8 protein-coding genes are annotated in these 18,764 nt (G+C 53.9%); 2 read left to right on the forward strand and 6 right to left on the reverse strand.

The features are described from left to right. Positions 1-149: 149 nt before the first annotated feature. Positions 150-3,728, reverse strand: a complete 3,579-nt coding sequence (locus GSQ91_RS15940) for a TonB-dependent receptor (protein WP_158822755.1) — start codon at positions 3,726-3,728, stop codon at positions 150-152. Positions 3,729-3,957: 229 nt separating this feature from the next. Here GSQ91_RS15940 and GSQ91_RS15945 point away from each other — a divergent pair, with 229 nt between their 5' ends. Further along, complete coding sequence (locus GSQ91_RS15945) at positions 3,958-5,184, forward strand: hypothetical protein (protein WP_158822756.1); 1,227 nt, start codon at positions 3,958-3,960, stop codon at positions 5,182-5,184. A 1,387-nt stretch (positions 5,185-6,571) separates the two neighbouring features. Here GSQ91_RS15945 and GSQ91_RS15950 read toward each other — a convergent pair. From GSQ91_RS15950 to GSQ91_RS15960, 3 genes are all read right to left on the reverse strand, one after another. After that, the gene (locus tag GSQ91_RS15950) at positions 6,572-9,025 is read right to left on the reverse strand and encodes a beta-L-arabinofuranosidase domain-containing protein (protein ID WP_158822757.1); all 2,454 of its coding nucleotides are present in this window, start codon (positions 9,023-9,025) and stop codon (positions 6,572-6,574) included. A gap of 71 nt (positions 9,026-9,096) precedes the next feature. Then, positions 9,097-12,366 (reverse strand): TonB-dependent receptor, encoded by a 3,270-nt coding sequence (locus GSQ91_RS15955; protein WP_256370387.1) that lies wholly within the window; start codon positions 12,364-12,366, stop codon positions 9,097-9,099. Between the two features lie 421 nt (positions 12,367-12,787). After that, a complete protein-coding gene (locus tag GSQ91_RS15960; protein WP_158822759.1) occupies positions 12,788-14,155 on the reverse strand; it encodes a hypothetical protein in 1,368 nt (455 codons plus the stop codon). Between the two features lie 142 nt (positions 14,156-14,297). Between GSQ91_RS15960 and GSQ91_RS15965 the strand changes: the two genes are divergently transcribed. Beyond that, positions 14,298-14,699, forward strand: a complete 402-nt coding sequence (locus GSQ91_RS15965; protein ID WP_158822760.1) for a hypothetical protein — start codon at positions 14,298-14,300, stop codon at positions 14,697-14,699. A 759-nt stretch (positions 14,700-15,458) separates the two neighbouring features. Here GSQ91_RS15965 and GSQ91_RS15970 read toward each other — a convergent pair. Both GSQ91_RS15970 and GSQ91_RS15975 read right to left on the reverse strand, forming a co-directional pair. Next, the gene (locus tag GSQ91_RS15970; protein WP_158822761.1) at positions 15,459-17,615 is read right to left on the reverse strand and encodes a phosphocholine-specific phospholipase C; all 2,157 of its coding nucleotides are present in this window, start codon (positions 17,613-17,615) and stop codon (positions 15,459-15,461) included. Between the two features lie 131 nt (positions 17,616-17,746). Then, positions 17,747-18,763: a metallophosphoesterase gene (locus tag GSQ91_RS15975; RefSeq protein ID WP_158822762.1), complete on the reverse strand. Its 1,017-nt coding sequence runs from the start codon at positions 18,761-18,763 to the stop codon at positions 17,747-17,749. Position 18,764 lies beyond the last annotated feature (1 nt).

Consider the following 18,764-nt stretch of genomic DNA (forward strand, 5'->3'; position numbering starts at 1 on the left):
AATATCAATCGACGGGATTTTAAGCTGCTACGAGGTAAGGACAACGACTATGACCTCCCAGGCCATAGTCGTTGTTTTTTGTTTATTGATATCGATGTATCACTTCGCACTATAGTGCAGCCTGCTACACCGCCAATTGACTCGATCGTTCAAAATGTGAACTTCGACCCGAACTGAAACTGGCGCGGTGTATTTGCGTCACTCGTGACCTGACCGAAGCCGGCCATATTTTGCGGAGTCGGCGTTGGAAACCAAAATACATTCGGATATCCAAACTGAACCGAATTGGTGAAGTTGTATGAAGAGACCTCGAAGCGAAGATTTCTCTCATGTCCCAGGCGAAAGTTTTTGTAGAGAGAAAGATCCAAATCGTGCGCACCATCTGTGCGGACATGAGAAAGAAAGGCGGGCGCTGAGCCGGGGAGAAGTTGACTGGCAGGCGTCGAAAAGCAAGTGTAGTTGAACCACTGAGCAGGTGTGTGCATCGCACCATTGCCAGGATCGCAATTCTGATTGACCCGTTGCAGGAAGTAGGGATCACCCGTGCCGTTCGGGGCCGCGACTGGAACGCCAGTGCTCAGATAGGCGATTGTATTGATCGTCCAGCCCCCGAATGCCTGATTCGCAATTCCGTTCAAGTTCAGCGCGCGGCCCTTACCGATTGGCAAGTCATACGATATTTGCCAGTTGAATTGAAACTTTACATCCTGCGGAGCCAGGGAATGTTCAATGTTAAGATTTTTCCAATCTTGTGGAAGACCAACGTGATAGCCAATAAAATTGAGCGGCGGCGTGAAATCATCTGTCAGCAATTTCCCCCAGGTGAAACTCGCCAACGTTGTAAAGTGACTGGTCAGGCGCTTCTCCACCTTGCTTTGTAGTGAGTTGTATTTGGAGCCGCCAGCGGGATAGCCATTGACCAGAACTCCATTGCCCGCGCCATAGTTACCGGTACCAAATTGAGGGTATGACTGCAACGCGACCCAAAGCGGGACGGTAGGCGAGCCATAGTTGGCGTTTGTCGATGGCTGTGTTGCGGCCCACTGATTTGGAACCATGACGCAATCGGGGTTAGGAACGACGCATAAAGAGGCACCATACTGTTGGATGGTGCCCAAGGAGAGCTGATTTTCATCGGCAGAGCTCGTACCCAGCGGCAAGAACAATCCCCTGCTGCCAACATAAGCAGCGCTAAAGATGATCTGGTGGGGGAATTCGTACTCGAATCCAAAGTTGAAGTCATAGGTCGTCAATGTACGTGGCGAATGCGAGACGGTATTCAAGACAGAGCCAAGATACGTGGCGGGTCCCAGCGATGCGCCAGTAGGCTTAGTGATGCCGTTGGGAAAGGGATTGCTCAATGGATTGTTGATTGTCGTATTGCCGTCAGCGTTGTAATTGGTTGCGTCCCATGCCGAGGTTGACGCGAATCCGTCGCTGTCCTGGAAGGCATTGGATACCATCTTTGTGCTGGGTCCATAGTAGATCCCACCTGCGCCGCGTAAGACGAGATGAGGAATAGCCTGCCACACCAAACCAGCATGGGGAGCGAAATTGGTCAGATTTGTGGTGAAAGGGCTGCGGTGGGCGCCATTCGCAAAGACTTCTCCTCCAGTTAGAGATACCCCGCCGGCGGAATACTGCAGGCCTGGATCGAAGTACTCTAAGCGGTTATGGCGTTCCGTTCGGGAACCGAATATTTCCCAGCGAACCCCAAAATCAAGAGTTAGAGAGTGAGTCACATGGTAGTTATCCTGGAAAAAACTCGCATAGTAGGAGTTGGCCTCTGCGGCAAACAGATCCTGGGTGAAGTTCCCAGACTCGCTACCAGGGGCTTCGCCTATGCCGAGCAGAAACGAGGCGAAATCGCTGCCGTCACCGGCAAAGGTCGTAGAACTTGTGCCCGTGGTGTCGAAGCTATAGGATCCTGCCGGCGCAGGCGGTTGGCCTACATTCATGAACTTCTTCTCATATTCCAGCCCAATGCCGATCTCATGCTTCCCTGTCGACTTGGTGTAGGTCGCACTAAAATCGCTATTCTCGCTGGCAAAGATGAAGGTGTTGTAGTTCGTCGTCCCCCCCATGCCGGTGGTGTTAGAAAGGAGAATTGTAGGGACCTGTGGAAAGAGCACCTGGCTTGCAAGCTCCTGGGGGAATCCCAAGGTGCTTATGTTGAATCCATCTTGACTGGTATCGCCCACTTGATCTTCATAGTGGCGGGTGAAGGAATACCGCAACTGAAGAACAGATGTAGGGCTCAGTGTGTAGTCATCAGCCAGCAAGATGTTGCGGCCATTCGTCGTATTTTGGAAGTAATACGGATCCAGATGGCCACTGCCATAGAGATTTGAATTGGAAAAGAAAATCCGATCAAACGAGAATCGCGCAAAGAAACGCTGCTTCTCACTTTGATAGTAGTCTCCCCGAATATCAAATTTTTGAGCATCGTTCGGATCAAGACCAGCGCCGAAGTAGTTATTGATGTGATATGGTCCTGTTCCGGAAAGATTTGGTGCCGGTAGAGGAAATTGAGACAGGAAGTTCTTCGCTACTGGATCGATGTCACCTGCGGGGATCTTATTGCCACTAAATGGCTGCCTGGTTCCGTTTGCGTTATCGGGAACCAGCGGATTGTAGACGGTAAAGTTTCCCGCATCTGCGGAGAAGTCTCCGGAGCGCTCCGCCAGAGTGGGCACCGTAAAATATCCGGCATCATAGGTTCGCTGTTGGGTAGCTTCATAGTCGGCAAAGAAAAACAGCTTTTTGTGCAGGATGGGGCCGCTGATCGCTCCGCCTTCTTGATAACGGTGGAAGGCAGGAGTCTGGTTAGGCATGCCCGCGAGCAACTGATTCTGTTTATTGAAGTAATCGTTTGCTCCCAGAGTATCTGGGCGGATATAGACGAAACCGTCACCATGAAACTGGTTCCCGCCAGATTTGCTGACCAGGCTAATTACGCCCGCCCCTCCGCTCTGGTAGCTTGCAGGAGCGTTCTGGGTCTCTACGCGGTACTCATCGACGCCGTCCTCCGGAACCTGAAGAGCCGGGATGATGGAGGCCGTATTGTTTTCGGCAATACCTATCGGACTGCCATCAAGCATATAGTAGACGCTGCCCTGCAGTGCACCATTGATGGTGTAAGCAGAAACATCCGCGCCCGCCCGCGCAGCGAAGATGCTGGGTGTGTCAGATGCATTGGGTGTGCCGTTGGTGGGAAGGACTCCGGCGCTCAGTTGCACCAACTGGAAAACATCGCGGGTCAATAGTGGGACTCGATCAATGACTTCGGCCGAAATAAGCTGGCCAACCGTAGAGTTATTTGTCTCTGCAAGATCGGTAGCCCCAGACACCGTCACCACCTGATTCACGCTGCCCACCTGGAGCGTGATGTTGATGGAACTTACCTGGTCCACGTTGACAATCACTTTATCCTCAGCGGTGCTCTCAAAACCTGCTGCACTGGCGGTCACCGTATAAATACCCGGGGTTAGCGAAACAAATGAGTACAGGCCGGCGGTGGTGGTGACGGTTGACTGCGCGACACCCGTTGCTCGATTGAGCGCCGTCACCCTGGCTCCCAGGACGATGGCTCCGGCTGGATCGGAGATTAGGCCGTTCAGGCCGCCGCGACCGGCTTGACTGAAGGCAGCGATTCCCCCGCCGAAGACAATGATTGGAAGCAGAAGAAATTGCCAAATCGTTCTAAAGCATGAAGCTCTTGTATTCATGTATCACCCTCCGCTGGAAGCGCCACTTCACTTTTTGTCCGCTTGCTTTACATGAAGTTAGCAGTGGCAAGAATTCTCGCTACGTTCCTAACGGTCCCTAACCCGCAATAAAACAATGATTTAAGGAAGCCGGCAGCGGCACACGCCAAACTAGGGGAAGGATGATCAGGTATATAGTCGCAACATGAGTGCCACTCCCAGCCACAATGCGCGCAGCAGTGGAGTCTCCATGCAGGAGACGAATGTGCGATTCTCGGGAATCTCGGTCGAAGAGATCAGGACCGCCTTGGACGAACTGCTCCAGAGCTCTGCTTTCGCCATGAGTAAACGATGCGGTGACTTCTTAGCTTTTGTGGTTGAGCAGACCCTCCTCGGCCATCAACATGAGCTCAAAGAGAGGACAATTGGAGTCGGAGTCTTCGGTCGTGATCCCGCATATGACACGAGTGAAGATGCAATCGTGCGTATCAAAGCCAGCGAGGTTCGGAAGAGGCTGGGCTTTTACTATGCCGGGCTGGGGAAAAATTCTGCCGTCTGGATCAGTTTGCCGACGGGAGGCTATGTACCCGATTTTGTTCGAGCCAAGAGTCCCCAAACCGGAGGGGAAAGCAATCGACCACTGACGACGGAACTAATTTTACCGTCGATCCAGTTAGACGTGGTCCCAACTCCGGGCCCTCATCATTACAGTTACAAATGGCGCATTGGAAGTGGTTTATTGCTGGCAGCGTTCCTATTGGCTGTTGCGGGACTCTTCTGGCTCAAACACACCAAACCTGCTTCTATCGTTAATCAATTCTGGAATCCTGTTTTTCAGAATCCGGCTCCCGTATTAATCGTAACCACTCCAGTGCCAGCATATATCTCTTATGCATCATCGCAAATACAGATTCCCAGGCGACCGACCGAATATGTATTAACGACTGACCAGTTCGTTGGGCAGGGCGATGTACGCGCTGCCGAGCAGATCTCTACTGTGCTTCAAGGATTGGGGCATGCATCAAAAATGATGACGAGCAGCACCGTCGACTTCCATGAGCTTAGCCGTCACTCGTTAGTGTTGATCGGCTATTCGAGCACCCAATGGGCGGCAATCAGTAAGGAATTTCGTTATTTCATCGATGACAGCCGAGGAGGGATGATCACGGATCGCGGCCAATCGACCGAGTGGTATCCACATCATCTTGCTAAAGATCTGCACACTGACGAGGACTACGCGATCGTGTCAAGAGTGTATGTTCCTGAAGCCAGAGCCATGGTGGTACTAGTGAGCGGGGCAACGCAATATGGAACCGAGAGCGCCGCGGAGCTCGTGACGAACAGTGATTTGTTGAGTGCAGCCCTTCGGCGAGCGCCGCAAGATTGGTCCAAGAAGAATCTTCAGCTTGTGTTGCACTTGAAGGTGATTGGAGATACACCCGAAGCTCCGGAAGTTATTGCTACAGAATTCTGGTAGTCGTCTTGGACCAGCGCCATTCGGCTTGCCGTACTTCTCCAATTTCACTGCAATGGCGGTCTCAAACTCGGCACAAAGATAACATTCGGCGGTCCGTATCGAGGAGCAGCCAAGCGGGAATGATCTGCCCCTTATCCCCGACGTTCTTTCGCCAGAGATTCGCGCAGACACGTCGGAGGTCACTGGGGTTGCACCCCTATCAAACCCGGACCTCTGTTGTCTTTTTGGCTGTTACTTAGGCCCCATTCAATCGTAAGTTCTTTAGATTGAGTGGCGGGACGACGGGGCTCGAACCCGCGACCTCTGCCGTGACAGTGAGCCTGAAACCCGTAAATTATAGAAACGCCGGGCAATGGATGGCTCCAATAAGCCCTAAAAGTAACGCTGAGGAACCGTTATTGTGACCTTATTGTGCCCTCGATTTTCCCTCATGAACGTCCTGAGACCCCTGCCGTCCTGCGGCATTGGTGGCGCCTGTGGACCGTTTCCTCTGCCCCTAATAGCACTGGTCGCGGAGCGAAAGCGATCGCGGCTAGCAGACTATCGGAGGGCATAGCTGCAACAGACTGCCTGCACACTCCCGCAAAACGGTGTTTTGGGAAACCTCAGGACCGAACTTGCCGAAATCCCGACTTTCAAGGAACATGTAGCTGAACCCATTTTCGCTCAGACTGATACCGTCGATAACCTCTTGTGCGAAAGGAACCTCTGATTCGATATAAGCCTGCCCGCCCTGCACTCGCGACGGCTATCTGCATTTACGAGATCGTGGTCGTCCTACTCGCTCTTCTAGGACGTTCCTTCGACCACTGGCTGCGGGTCGCACATCCGTCGCGCTACCATCAGACACCGTTCCCCCAAATCGTAGCGTCAGAATTGAGCTACGCAGTGGCAATTCTTGCCGCAATTTTGCTCTGGCGAATGCGACCAGTAGCCGCTCATCTACTTGCGATTCGGGCTGCCATTACGCTGCTTGTGTATCTCTACATTGTGATACACCATCCATTCAACGTTACTCAGCGCCCCCCGCGACTAATCAGTCCCACAATGGTTCACGGAGCGATATACGTCATCGGTTTAGGAATTGTCGCGCTCAACATGTCCATAGCTTGGTATGCCTATAACATAACCGTACGCCGGATTGACGACATAGCAAGGCCGAGATCTTCCCCCATAACCGTGTGAGGATCGAGTTAGTCGAAGTTGCCTATAACATCGACTTTCGAGGCAGTTCGCGATTTGTCTCGAATTGCTCGCTCTCGATTTTGACAGTACCTTCCCAGAAGCTGATTTGTTGTTACCGATTGATTCTTGTGGTCCGACCGGCACTGTTCAGAAACTTTGCTGGCGCCCAGCTTCTCCGCAGCTTTCAATGGTTCAGCAATGTTTAAGCCAATGCATGAACGCTCGGGTAGCAGGTGAACTCCTCTTGCGAGATGAGCCAGTACGGCATAAGTTTCTGTCCATCGCTGCCGCGCACGCTGAAATGTAACGGAGCATCGGCAGAAGATTCCAGGTGATCGACGAGATGCTCCGGGCTGACGTTGAGATCAACCTTGGAGCTTCCCACTGCGGCAAGAAGAATAGGACCATACTCGACCGAGTAACGATGGTCATCGGCTGTCTGGTCTTCGCCCACATACCGTCGCACGCGAAGCGTCGCAGGAAGCGTGAAGTCGACAACATCCCCGTCACTCCAGCGTCTGTCGAGCGAGAAGTAGCTGCCTGGCTTTCCGGTCCCCGTGACCTTGCCGTTAACCGAAACCGACATGTCATGAGCAGCCCACGAGGGCACCCGGACGCGGAGGTTTGCCTGCACCGGGCTCGCCACTTTGATGAAGGCGCTCACGTGGGTCTCATAGGGGAAGCGCGTCTTCAACTTCAACTCAATAGGCTGGCCTGCCTGTCGCCAGCGAATGGTCGAGGCTTCGAACAGGTTCACATAGAGGCCATCGGGTGCGATCGAGTATATGTGCTCCGGTAGCGAACCGATCAAGCGCGTGCCCTGCCCTTCGCAGCAAGTATTCTCGCGAGTCGATTTCTCCTTGGTTCCTTCGAGGATCGTGTGGTACCGGAGCCCGTGGCCTTGATCCTGGTTGGCCATACCGACGTTATAAATCGACTTTTCGATCTCCGTTGCGTACCGCTCGTTATCTGGGTCGAGTAACTGAAAGCGCTGACTGAGGAAGACCCAGAAGGCGCTGCCGCACAACTCGCCTAGCTTCTGATGAAGGTAGTTGCTGTTTGGCGGGTCCTTCTCGAACTCGATGATGGAGATGCTGCCACCCGCCTGCTGCCAATGTGCGCGGTAGAGTTCCCATGCGCCAAGAACCGCGTCGCGATATCGAGGATCGCCCGTGACCAGGTACATGTCCAGATATGCTTCCAGGTTGGTCAGCAGATAACAGTGCGGCCGGTCGTAAGGGTATTGCCAGATCTGTTCCTTCTCCTGCTTGGCGAGACCCTCCAGCCAACCGTCTTCCTGGTAGTAGCGCTGAATGACCTGTGCATCCGCTGGCTTGCCGACGGGGCAGGCGGACACACGGGTGTTGGCGACCATGCCTTGGCCCCCTTGAATTGCGCCGCGGAGCATGTCTGGCAGGAACGGTTGTTGATTGAACCAGTCGTAGTAACCACGGAGCAGAGGAAGAGCTTTGGGATTGCCGCTGTACGCCGCTTCGAGGAGCCCGTGCGTAAGCCATGCGCGTGTGTACGCGGCGCGTTCGGAGTAGAAGATGGTGTCTTCGGGATAGGCCATGATATAGCCGTTGGCCTGCTTGCACTCATCGATGCCATCTACCACGACATTGAGCCGCCGATGCAGTTCAGGGTGGTCTATCCACCGCACGGTGTTTCCTGCCCCCATCAGGAAGCGGCCAGCATTTGAGCCAGCGAGATCTTCTTCCCAGAAGATTTGCGATCCGGTGGGTTTAAAGCCCTGCACCTTACCGGTGCGCTCGTAGAACTGCCGCAGTAGATCGTCGGTGGTGTACGAGTTGAGCAGGTACTCTATGTTGTTTTGCATGGCGGTCTGGAAGACCCCGCCATTGAGCGTGACGCCGGTGCGGGGTGCCTCCGCCTTATATCTAGCCGGCTTCCAGGTTGCGGCATCCGTGACAGAGTGTGGGTTGTCCATGCGAATACCTTCGCCGTCCTGCCGGGCGGGCCGTGTGAGCTGTGCGGTGAGGGCCGGATTGCCATTGATCGGATCGGCGGTGACCGAGCATCCGACCGCGATGTCATGACCGTTCGAAATCACCGCAATCTTTGCGATCTTAAGACTGTATTCGGGGCTGTCCCTGGGCTCCTTGCCGAGTGGTGTGCTATCGGTACCGTCGGCTCGAACGGAGCGCAGCTTGGTCGCGGTCAGACGCACGTAGCGCGCATGAATGTTGTTCGCGGCGTACTGCGAGATGTTGTCCTTGAGATCAGGAAAGTCGGAGCCAGTGAAGTCGGCGACAGTGAGCGCCTTCGCAAAGTTTGGGTCGTCCGAAGCTTCAAGACGAAATCTTAACGGGAAGGCCTCGCCCCCATAGTATTGGTCGTGCCCGGGGTACATCCGCTCGGATGCTGGGAAGAGTTGGATGGCGGAGATAGCCACGCTCTTCTTCAGGTCTACCTGAACCCAGGTGGTGACGTCAGGCTTCGAGACAACCTTCGAGCGATACGCGCGGTAGCTGGTCGCTGGAGTAGCGGCCATACGAACGCCAATCAGATATGGCCGCATGTCGTTCTGAGTGGCTTGCGCCCAAAGAGCGATTGGCTTTATGGTGCCGACTACCGCAAGGCCCAAAGCATTGATAGTGCCGTTTCTAACGAAGGTGCGTCTTGTTACTGACATTAACTCTCTCCTTACTTCTGGGTGAGGCTGGTGGAGCGATCCTGCCTGGGTGAACATACGTCAACCCGCCGTTAGAACGAATATCTGAGGCCAAACTGCATCGACCGCGGACTGTTTGACTGCGAAGTTGCCACACCGAGCGTCGGAGAGGTGACACCGCCACCTCCGGTACTGAAGAGTGGATGGTTGAAGAGGTTATACGCCTCTGCCCGGAACTGAAGCTGGTGATGTTCAGTGACAGCGAAGTTCTTCAAGACGGATAGGTTCGTGGAGAAGATTCGGGGCTGGGATCCCACCGCACGTGTGGTGCCGTATTGGCCCGCTGCAGGTTGTGCGAAACATGCAGGATTGAAGATGTTGAACCGTGTGCGCTGAAATCCCTGCATGGGATTGCAGGTAAGGTTTGCGTAGACAGCATGGTAAGGGCTTGTGTCCGCGTTGTTATTCGCGGTCACGGATATAGGCTGGCCGGACGCAAAGTACTGCAGACCGGAGAGTTCCCAGCCTCCGATCAGCTCTCGATTGAAGATATTGTTCGAGTTTGCAAATCGCTTGCCTGGTCCGAAGGGCAGGAAGTAAATCGGACTGATGTTGAGATCCTGACCACGATTGAAGCTCGCCGGACCGTAGGTGAGCCGAGGGTTGTAGATCGACTGGATATCGTTGTTGTCACCGTCCACGTTGTCCAACGCTTTCTGCCAGGTGTAGCTGATTAGAACTTGAAGATCCTTGGAGAGACTTCGATCGAGCTTGACACCTAGTGCGTTATAGTTCGCGCTGAAGGCGTTCAGCTGACCGTCAATGGGTCCGGCACTGGGATAAGGCCGGACATCGAGCTTGCCGGAGGTATTCCCAGCGGATAGGGCGTTTGGTTGATTGAGGTCAGCTCGAGCAGATTGGTGCCGGGTGACATTGCCGAGATACTCCACCGTGAGCAATGTGTTGCTTCCGAGAGTCTGCTCGATGTTCAGATTCCATTCCTGGGTCGAGGTGTCCTTGAGGGTTGGAGTGATTGAATAGCCGCCCTGGCCAGGGACCGACGATGGATTGGCCTGAAACAGATTCTGTATATTCTGCGGCGATTGAATGTTCAGGCTATAGCTCTGAGAGACCACGTTCGGCGAGTACAGAAGCATGAACTGGAGATTGTTGTAGAGAATGGGCGCATAGTAAATGCCATAGCCACCACGAATGGCGAGATTGTTGGCTGCCTTATATGAGAAGCCGACTCGGGGGCCCCAGTCGCCATAGTTCGCGTTCCAGCTTCCCGGCCTGTTTGAATTAGTCGGTAAGACGTAGATCGCACCGTGCCCATTTTTATCGGTGGGAGGATTGACGTAGTCGTATCGCAGTCCCATATTCAGCGTAAGGCGTGGAGTGACTCTCCAATCATCTTGAAGGAACCCGGACACGTCGAACTCCCGGAATGCTCCTGCGGAGGTTCCCGTGAGACCGCTTCCGCTGACGGGGAATCCGAGTTCCAGATCGGCTAACGCGTTGCCCTGATCAGACGAGCTGCGTTGTCCGCCGATGTACTGGGATGTTGCTGATCCGTCGAAGCTGTAGTTGCCATTGTTCGTAACGACCCAGTCGCCATCAAACTGAACACGAATGAACTCACCGCCGAAGCTCAATGTGTGGTTACCAGCCTTCCATGTGACCTGATCGGCGAATTGGTAACGGTTTTGGATGGCGCCTTGCGGAGAGTACGGATCACCGAGCGAGGTGTAGTTCGAGACAGAGATCGCTGGCGGCGTCGATTGCTCCAGCAGCGGGTCGAGATTCTTCAGTCCGTAGTAGGTCGCGTAATTCTTCGCGCCGGTTCCTTGCTGCGTACGGAATAGATTGCTCCGGTTATAGCCAATCTTCAGGGCGTTTACGGTGTGGTCATTCACGATATAGGTGTCCGTAATGGAGGCATTGGTGCCCGTGAGAGGAACGCTGATGCCGAAGAATCCCGGAACGATGCTGGTTCCCCCGCCGGAACTGCTGAAGCGAGCTACTGTGCCAAAGATCTGGTTCTTTTCGGAAACGTTCCAATCGACGCGGCCAAGATATTCGTCATAGTTACTAATCGAGGGAAGGTTTACTTGGTAGTTCACATTATTCGCGTTCAGCGGCATGTTCGGGAGCGGGTAGTTTTGTAGCCATAGCTGGGCGAACGGGCTGATAGCCGGCAGCGTATTGTTCTGGAACGGGGTGGATGTACCAGTCGTAGCGTTGTACGTTGAGGGGTCATAGATGACCGGGTCAGCTGAGAAGTCTCCCTGACGCTCGGCCGCTGTGGGGACGCGATTCTGCGATAACCCGGATGAGTGACTCCGCAGGCCCGAGTAGTCGAAGAAACCGAAGATCTTGTTTCGGAAGACCGGCCCCCCCAGGTTGCCGCCGAAGAGGTTGTACCGCAGCGGCGCCTTCGACGTCGCATACCAGTTCTTTGCGTTTGCGGCGTCGTTTTGCAGGAAGTCGTACGCAGTCCCATGGAATTTTTTGGAGCCGCTCTTAGTGATGACGTTGACGATCGCAGGCTGTCTGAAGGTGGCGGGGGCGTTGCTGTAAAGAGTGGATACCTCGTTGACGGCCTCGACGGAGGCGAGGATGTTCGCGGTCTGCGTGAGGAGATTTGTGTTGTCGATTCCGTCCTGTAGAAACTGCGTCTGATTAGGCCCCAGCCCGGCCAGGATGACTGCGTTGCTCGTCTGGCCGAAAAAGCTTTGGTCGCCGGCCGAGTTGGAAGCGTCTACGCCGTTCTGTGAAGCCGGGCCCAAAGTGGCGACGCTTAGAATGCTACGGCCACTGTTTGGAAGCTGCGTCAGTTGCGCACTGTCCACGGATGTGGACAACTCATGGCTGTCCGTTTGGAGAGCTACCGATCCTGATGATCCGGTCACCGTGATCTCTTCCGAAACGTTTCCTACCTTCATGTGAACGTCAAGGTTCAGGCCGCCCAAAGTCAGCGTGGCTGAGACCACCTCTTTATTAAAGCCGGCGGCAGTTGCCGTAATGCGATACGAACCGGCGTTCAACGAGGGGGCCGTATAAAAGCCGCTTGCGTCCGTCGTGACCTCGCGCACTGCTGTGGTGTCTGTGTTCAGAATGCTGACGCTGACGTTCGGAAGTGCGGCTCCCGTGTGGTCAGTCACCGTTCCTGTAATGCTGGCCAAGTTTGTTTGACCAAATACCTGCCTCTGGGGAACCGACACGAGAATGACAAGGAGCAAGATAGGTAAGGCGAAGCCGGCAAGCGCCGCCTTCCTTTGTACTTGCCCCGGTGTGTGTGTTGTTGTATTTTTCCGGGTGAACAGGGATTGCAAGATTCGATTGATCAGTATGAAGCTCATATTTTCCTCCTCAAGAGGACTGCCAACTTCAAACTCGTGAGTTGTAAGTCTCAAGAGTGGTATGGTTTGGCCTGATCGACTGTCAACGGTCAGCGGGTGCAGTGTAGGTGCGGTGCAGGTGCGGTGCGAGACGGGTCACAATGGCGGAAGGTCCTAAACCGCATGCCTTCAACAACTGGCGTAGGAGGTGGCGAGATCACGTGCTGTGGGCGCGACAGTATTGGGTTGACTGCAATTGGAGAGCATGGACCCGCAGGTCCTTCGACGGTGCCGTGCACGCGTTCTTAAAGGAGGGAGTTCAGCACTCCGGAGCCGCCCACGGCAGGGCGTTCGCTATGTTGCAAGAGAGAGCGTCACTCGCGACAGTCATGCATGTCCAGCAGAGGTTGCGCTATCCCCTGACGAGGGTCGCGGAGATCTGCTACCAGACCTTGCTTGCAATGATCTCTACTGAGGTGGGCGCGCAGTTCACCAGGGACGTGTGGAGAACGAGTTCGATGTTCTTGTTCGTGAGGGATCCACGGGAAATACCTGACAACGCTCGCATCTGTACCGGATCAGTGACAAAGTCGGCCGCAGCGTGCGTCCCGCAAGTGGAAAGGCCGACGATACCCAATACCGGCGCTCCGTTTTTCGAGTTCAGGATTCGGAAAACGAGAGCATAATCCTCCATCATCCGGGGTGTCATCTCCGCTTTGAGAGGATTAAACCACCGCCGGTGCGTCCCCTCACGCTCGCGAATCCCGAAGCCGCGATCCAGATAAAATGGGAGATTTTCGTTGATCACCCGTGTCCAATAGTTGTCAAAGGAACCAACAAGGATGAGAGGGGATCCCTTCAAATCCATGAAGGGAAGGTTAGCTCCGGTACGCATAACGGGAGTTTGGTTATACCCCCGTAGAAAAGCAGCCAATCGGATATCCGCATATACGGAGCCCGTAAGCATTCCTTCCCCCCATGAGAAGACACGATCGGGTCCAATCCGCGGTGCATCCACCGACGGTGGTTCGGGTACCCGTACCGGCGAAGTTCGATCTTCCGGAGAGGTCGCTTCATCGAGAGGAGTTTCCTCTTCAAAGACCGGCATTGTCCCGGTGTAGACATATACAGGCTGCTTACTTTTCACGATCGGTGCCCATAGTAGATCGAGCTCGCTGGGCGCGGTCCTTCGGAAGAGCCACCACGCTCCAATGAGAATGAGAACGGCGGCCGCTACGACGGCTACAATTTTGAATTTGCGCGCCGTCTCGGACGACCACGGGAAAACGATTGCCACGCTAGTGCGCCGGACCATGTTCGGCGGCACGACGGGATTGCCGGGGAACCTCTCTACTCCCTCAATCGAAAGTGATGGCACTTTTGTCCCATTGCGAACGCCTTCCGTGCGCGGCTTCTCTGCGTCCGGACGAAATACAAAAGAAGGACGGTAGGCACCCGTGGGAATCACAATCTGGACTGCAGCGTGCTCCCCATCATTACCCTCGTAATACTGCGCGAGCCGCTTCCTAAGCAGTCCCATCCGGGACCGAACAATCGGATCATTCGTCGTGTCGTAGTCGGGACGTCGCCCAAAGACGTTCATCCCGATCATCCGCTCCTTGAGAGCATCGTCGTCCCCCTTCAAGGCCTCGCAGACGACATATTGCAGCAAATTCTGAAACTGGGGACTGTCTTTGAACCGGGGGCTGCGGAGAATATCGGCCAGCGCCTCTGCAATCCGCCTGGAGGAGTCTTGTTCTTCTACCTGCGACTGTTCGCCTGTGGTGTCGACTTCGTCTGCGGCAAGCATCGCATCACCTCGAATCCCGGCCCTCATCACCAAGCTCGTCAATGGTAAAGAAACGTAAAGCTTTACCAGAGGAGCAATCATACAATACTGCACCTGCACTGCACCGGTAGTAGGTTGACAGTCCAGAGGCAGCCGTTTAGAGATGGAGTTCGACACAGCAATCGTGGCCCTCATCATCAACCTTGCGGGCCAGTTGACGATTTTAGGAGAACCATTGACCTGGAATTGCATCCTGGAAGCGGCCACTCATCATCCAGATCCCGGCAAAGATGAGACCGCCGAGACAGATGACTGCGCCCGCATACATAGCGAAGGTTTTTTGGATACCTCCAACTACCGCAGCAGAGTATTGAAGCCCCTCGCGGAGTCATTGGAGATTCCGAAGCTGAACTTCCAGGTGATCCGGCGGACCATCGCCACACGAGCACAGAATCTGGGGCTATGCGCGGATTCAACACGATCCCGGTTGTCGGCACCCGGAAAGGGTGTGTGTAGTACTGACCAAATCCGTCTCCGGCCACCCTTTTTCAATCACTTAGCCTAAATACCCTGAAATTTTGCACCCGTTCTCTACCCGCGATTGGGTTTTTAGTGGGGTAGTCTCGCTGCGTGGAAAAATGTGCTTCGAGCCTGCCTTCCGGCCCACCGATACGTGCATTCGCCACAGACTCCAATCTCCAATCCAATTCAAGTATTGAATTATGTTTTTATAAGTAAATTTGCTTATCGAGGGCAACGAAAGAGACGAAACCATCCTGGGAGGGGTCGTTGAAATCGTGCAGAGCTTTCTTTGTTTCCCAACTTGGTGGTGGAGTGGCGAGTGAGTGGCTTTGGATACAGCTTGCTCTCCATTCAGCGATTGCAGTTCTTCGCTGAGCTCTGCATCCTAACCGCAAACTGTGTGCCACGCCCAGCGGTCACATCTTGGGACAGAGGAAGCGTTGTCTTCTGCCGCAACTTCTGCATAGCCTCTCCAACCGCTCCCCCCAGGCCAGGCATTGTGAAAACTTGTCACACCGGCGACAGTCTGTAGCGTAAGCGCGAAACCTCCCGCGCTCGCGGTCAAACTGGCAGGCTCAGACATAGGGTTGTTGACGAAAACAGCGCTGACCCACAGCACTTGATCGAATCCTGCGAAAGGGAAAATGTGATCGCTGCCTATAAAGCAAGTCTCGTCCAAAAACCAATCTTCATTCGAACCGATTCTTTTATCGGTCCTTATTCGTTTGATTGATAGACCTCTTCACTGATTGAAGGAGATTTTCCGGTTGAACCCTATCCTCGCTTCACAACGGATCGTCTGCTACAAACACATCTGGCCGATCGCAGGATCAGTCATGCTGGCCTTGTGAGTTTCCAAGTGGCCAGCATAGCGGTATAAGAAAGTGTCAGCATCTGTAAGCGTCACATTCAAGTCGTACCAATGGTCACTGGCTGATAGTGTCCACGTAGCCTTCTTGATATCGCCTGGTTGTAGCACATAGCCACGTCTACGCAATTGCCCAGGATCGAGTGAGTAGACTTCGGACTGTCCAACATAGAGAGTGCGTGATGCGGTGCCATGATTCTCCAGGGTAAGGACGATTTTGCCGCGAGCCACATCGTAGCTGGAGTCGATTTTGAGTTCTCCCGCACGTGCCACGGGATCGCTATGGAAATGACGATAAAAGCCATTCGGTCCATGCACCGCCAGGTTGTAACCACCGGTGATAGATACATCGTGCCAGGGTGATGCGACATACCGTTTTCCGGCTTCAATCGTGAAGCGCCATGCTCCTTGTTTGTCAGTGTGGTCATAGACCTGAAACACCGCTCCAATCTTTCCCGTATTGACGAATTCAATCAAGAAGCGGCCAGATGCATCTTCATATCCATTGGCGTGAAGTTCGTAAGGTAGTGGCCGGGCATGGCGCTGCCGGTCGTCCTGTGTGGTTAGTTCCTGCACCCGAGGAATGGATAGATCAACGCCGTTTGCAGAGCGCGTAACGCGTGCAAGATAACCAGCTGTGTCGGGTAAGGTGAGGCTCGCCCAGTCGCGGTTAGGATCCTTGAAATCGAAGGCAGATGTAAGATCTCCACTGATGGCGCGTCGCCAGTCACTGATGTTCTCATCCTTCACGCCAAACCGCGCTTCCAGAAAACGCAGAGTGGAGACGTGGTCAAAGACCTCAGAACAGACCCAGCCACCCCGGCTCCACGGAGAAACGACAATAGCCGGCACACGAATGCCCAGGCCAATCGGATGTTTCCCTGGGTTTTCGACGTTGCTCGACTCGTAGGTCTTGATCTCTCCAGCGATAGAGACCGTGCTGTAGCCGTCGCGTGCTTCCATTGGCGGCAGTGGTGGGGGCATGTGGTCGAACATTCCACCATTCTCGTCATAGTTCATGATGAGTACGGTCTTGGCAAACATCTCGGGATGATCCACCAGCGCCTCGATGAGTTTCGCTGTAATGTTCTCGCCGTTGGGAGGCACATACGCTGGATGCTCCGATAACTGTGAGGCTGGAACGATCCATGACACTTGCGGCAGAGTTCCGGCTGCCAAATCCTTGCGAAAAGCCTGTACTAGTTGATCGCCATCAGAACGTTTACGGTTGGCCGGGTTGGAATCGTATTCAGAGACCCAGGAGCGGCCATTGCGATACAGCGGCGAGTTTTTATCCTTGATATTCCGAAAGTTCTTGAACTGGGCAAGCAGATTGTCCTGGAAGTTGTCATATTCCTGGTACACCTTCCAACTGATACCTGCTGCTTCAAGACGTTCTGCATAGGTCATCCAGGTAAACGCATTGAACGGCATATCCGTTTCCATGTCCGAGGTAGGAGTTTCGTCATTGCCGGCATTGCTCATATCCGGATCGCCTCCCACTTTGCCTCCACCGTTGCATCCGCTAAAAAGGTGTAGGCGATTGGGATTCGTCTGGGTCAAGGTGGAGCCGAAATAGTGATCGCAGATGGTGAAGGCGCTGGCTAACGCATAGTAGTAAGGCAGATCGTTCGCGTTGTAGTGCATCATGCGTTTGTGTAACTCGCGAGTATGTCCCCAGCGATCATGGCGGCCATTATTGAGTATGGTTAGGTTGTCCTGATGGCTCATCCCGGAACCGCCCACGGAGAAAGAGCGTGTGGTGGCAGAGTCGCCATGGTACGGCATGACATAGCCATCGGCGTGCTCCTGACTCGGCTGCTTCCATACCGAATGCCCACCTGGCAAGCGAATGGCGCGAGGATCGCCAAAGCCACGTACGCCATTAAGAGCGCCAAAGTAGTGGTCGAAAGAGCGGTTCTCCTGCATATAGATGATGACGTGCTCAACATCCATAATGCTGCCCGTTGCATTGTTTGCCGGAAGTGCCATTGCTTTGCGAATGGATGCCGGAATCAGTGACAGCGCTGCCGTGCTGCCAGCCCCGAGTAGCGACATGCGTAGAAAGTCCCGGCGTTCTTTAGAAACCATGATCATCTCCTATGGCGTTGTTCCTTTGCAGCATGAAGTTATGAGCGGCGAACATTGATCGCAAAATGAACCAAATCGAGCTTTAGTCTCATAATCATGCGCATTGGATTGTGGCTGCGGTTTTACCGTAATCAAACTTCGAAGGGCTTCTTTGTGAGAGCGAGTTTGCGGTTAGAGATCATCGGGACTACGGGATAGCCCTGTTCATACATCGGCATCCCTAATTCTGCTGGCGATGGACCCACAAAGACCGACTTCTTGCCTCGCAACATAAAGGTTCCATCCTGAGAAATATTCACCATCGCCCATAACGGATCTCTATAAGGGACGGTTTCCTTAATAATGGGGTGCGATTTGTCGACTGCTTCGCTATAGCGGATATGCTGATACTTCTCACCCAAATACTGGTAAGACATGCTGTTGATCTGCACATAGTGAATGCCATTGATGACGTTGTGATAGTCCTGATGGTGATGGCCTGAAAAAACAACCTGCACCTTTCGAAAACCGGCTTTCTCGTTGGCGCGCTCCAGTACTAACCGGCTTTGCGTTCCGTTTTCAATGCCGCCCATGTCGTTGTCCAAACCTTGATGACAAAAAACGATCACGGGAAACATTGTCTTTTCCAGGTCCGCATCCAACCAACGCAATTGTTCCTCACTGATGTACCGGGCATAACCGGGAGCACGGTCAGGAGATGGGTTCTTCTCATTACCATCCAGAATCACGAAATGGTATCCCTTCCTATCGAAGGAATAGTATTTGCCGGCAGCCTTCCAGAAGGACACCACCTGGTCGCGAGTAAAGCCACCATCGGTATCGTGATTCCCAATGACGTGATAGCGTGGCCCCGGGAAACGATTCCAGATATCCAGGACCACCTGATTCCTTTCATGAGGGATACAAAGATCTCCAAGCTGAATAATGAGATCCGGACGTTGTACAGTCATGGCTTCAATGAAAGCCGTCAATCGTTCCGGACCGTCGTGCATGATGTCCTGGTGCAGATCGGCACAGATTCCGATTCGTATGGATGGATATTTCTCCGATGCTGCCGATGCAGGCAGTGTACCGAGACCCGCGACGCCGAGTGTCGTGGCCACGGAGTTTCTGAGGAAGCCGCGTCTGCTCAAACTTTGGTCGTTCATA

The sequence above is a fragment of the Granulicella sp. S156 genome (genome assembly GCF_009766105.1).
Taxonomy (GTDB): Bacteria; Acidobacteriota; Terriglobia; order Terriglobales; family Acidobacteriaceae; genus Granulicella.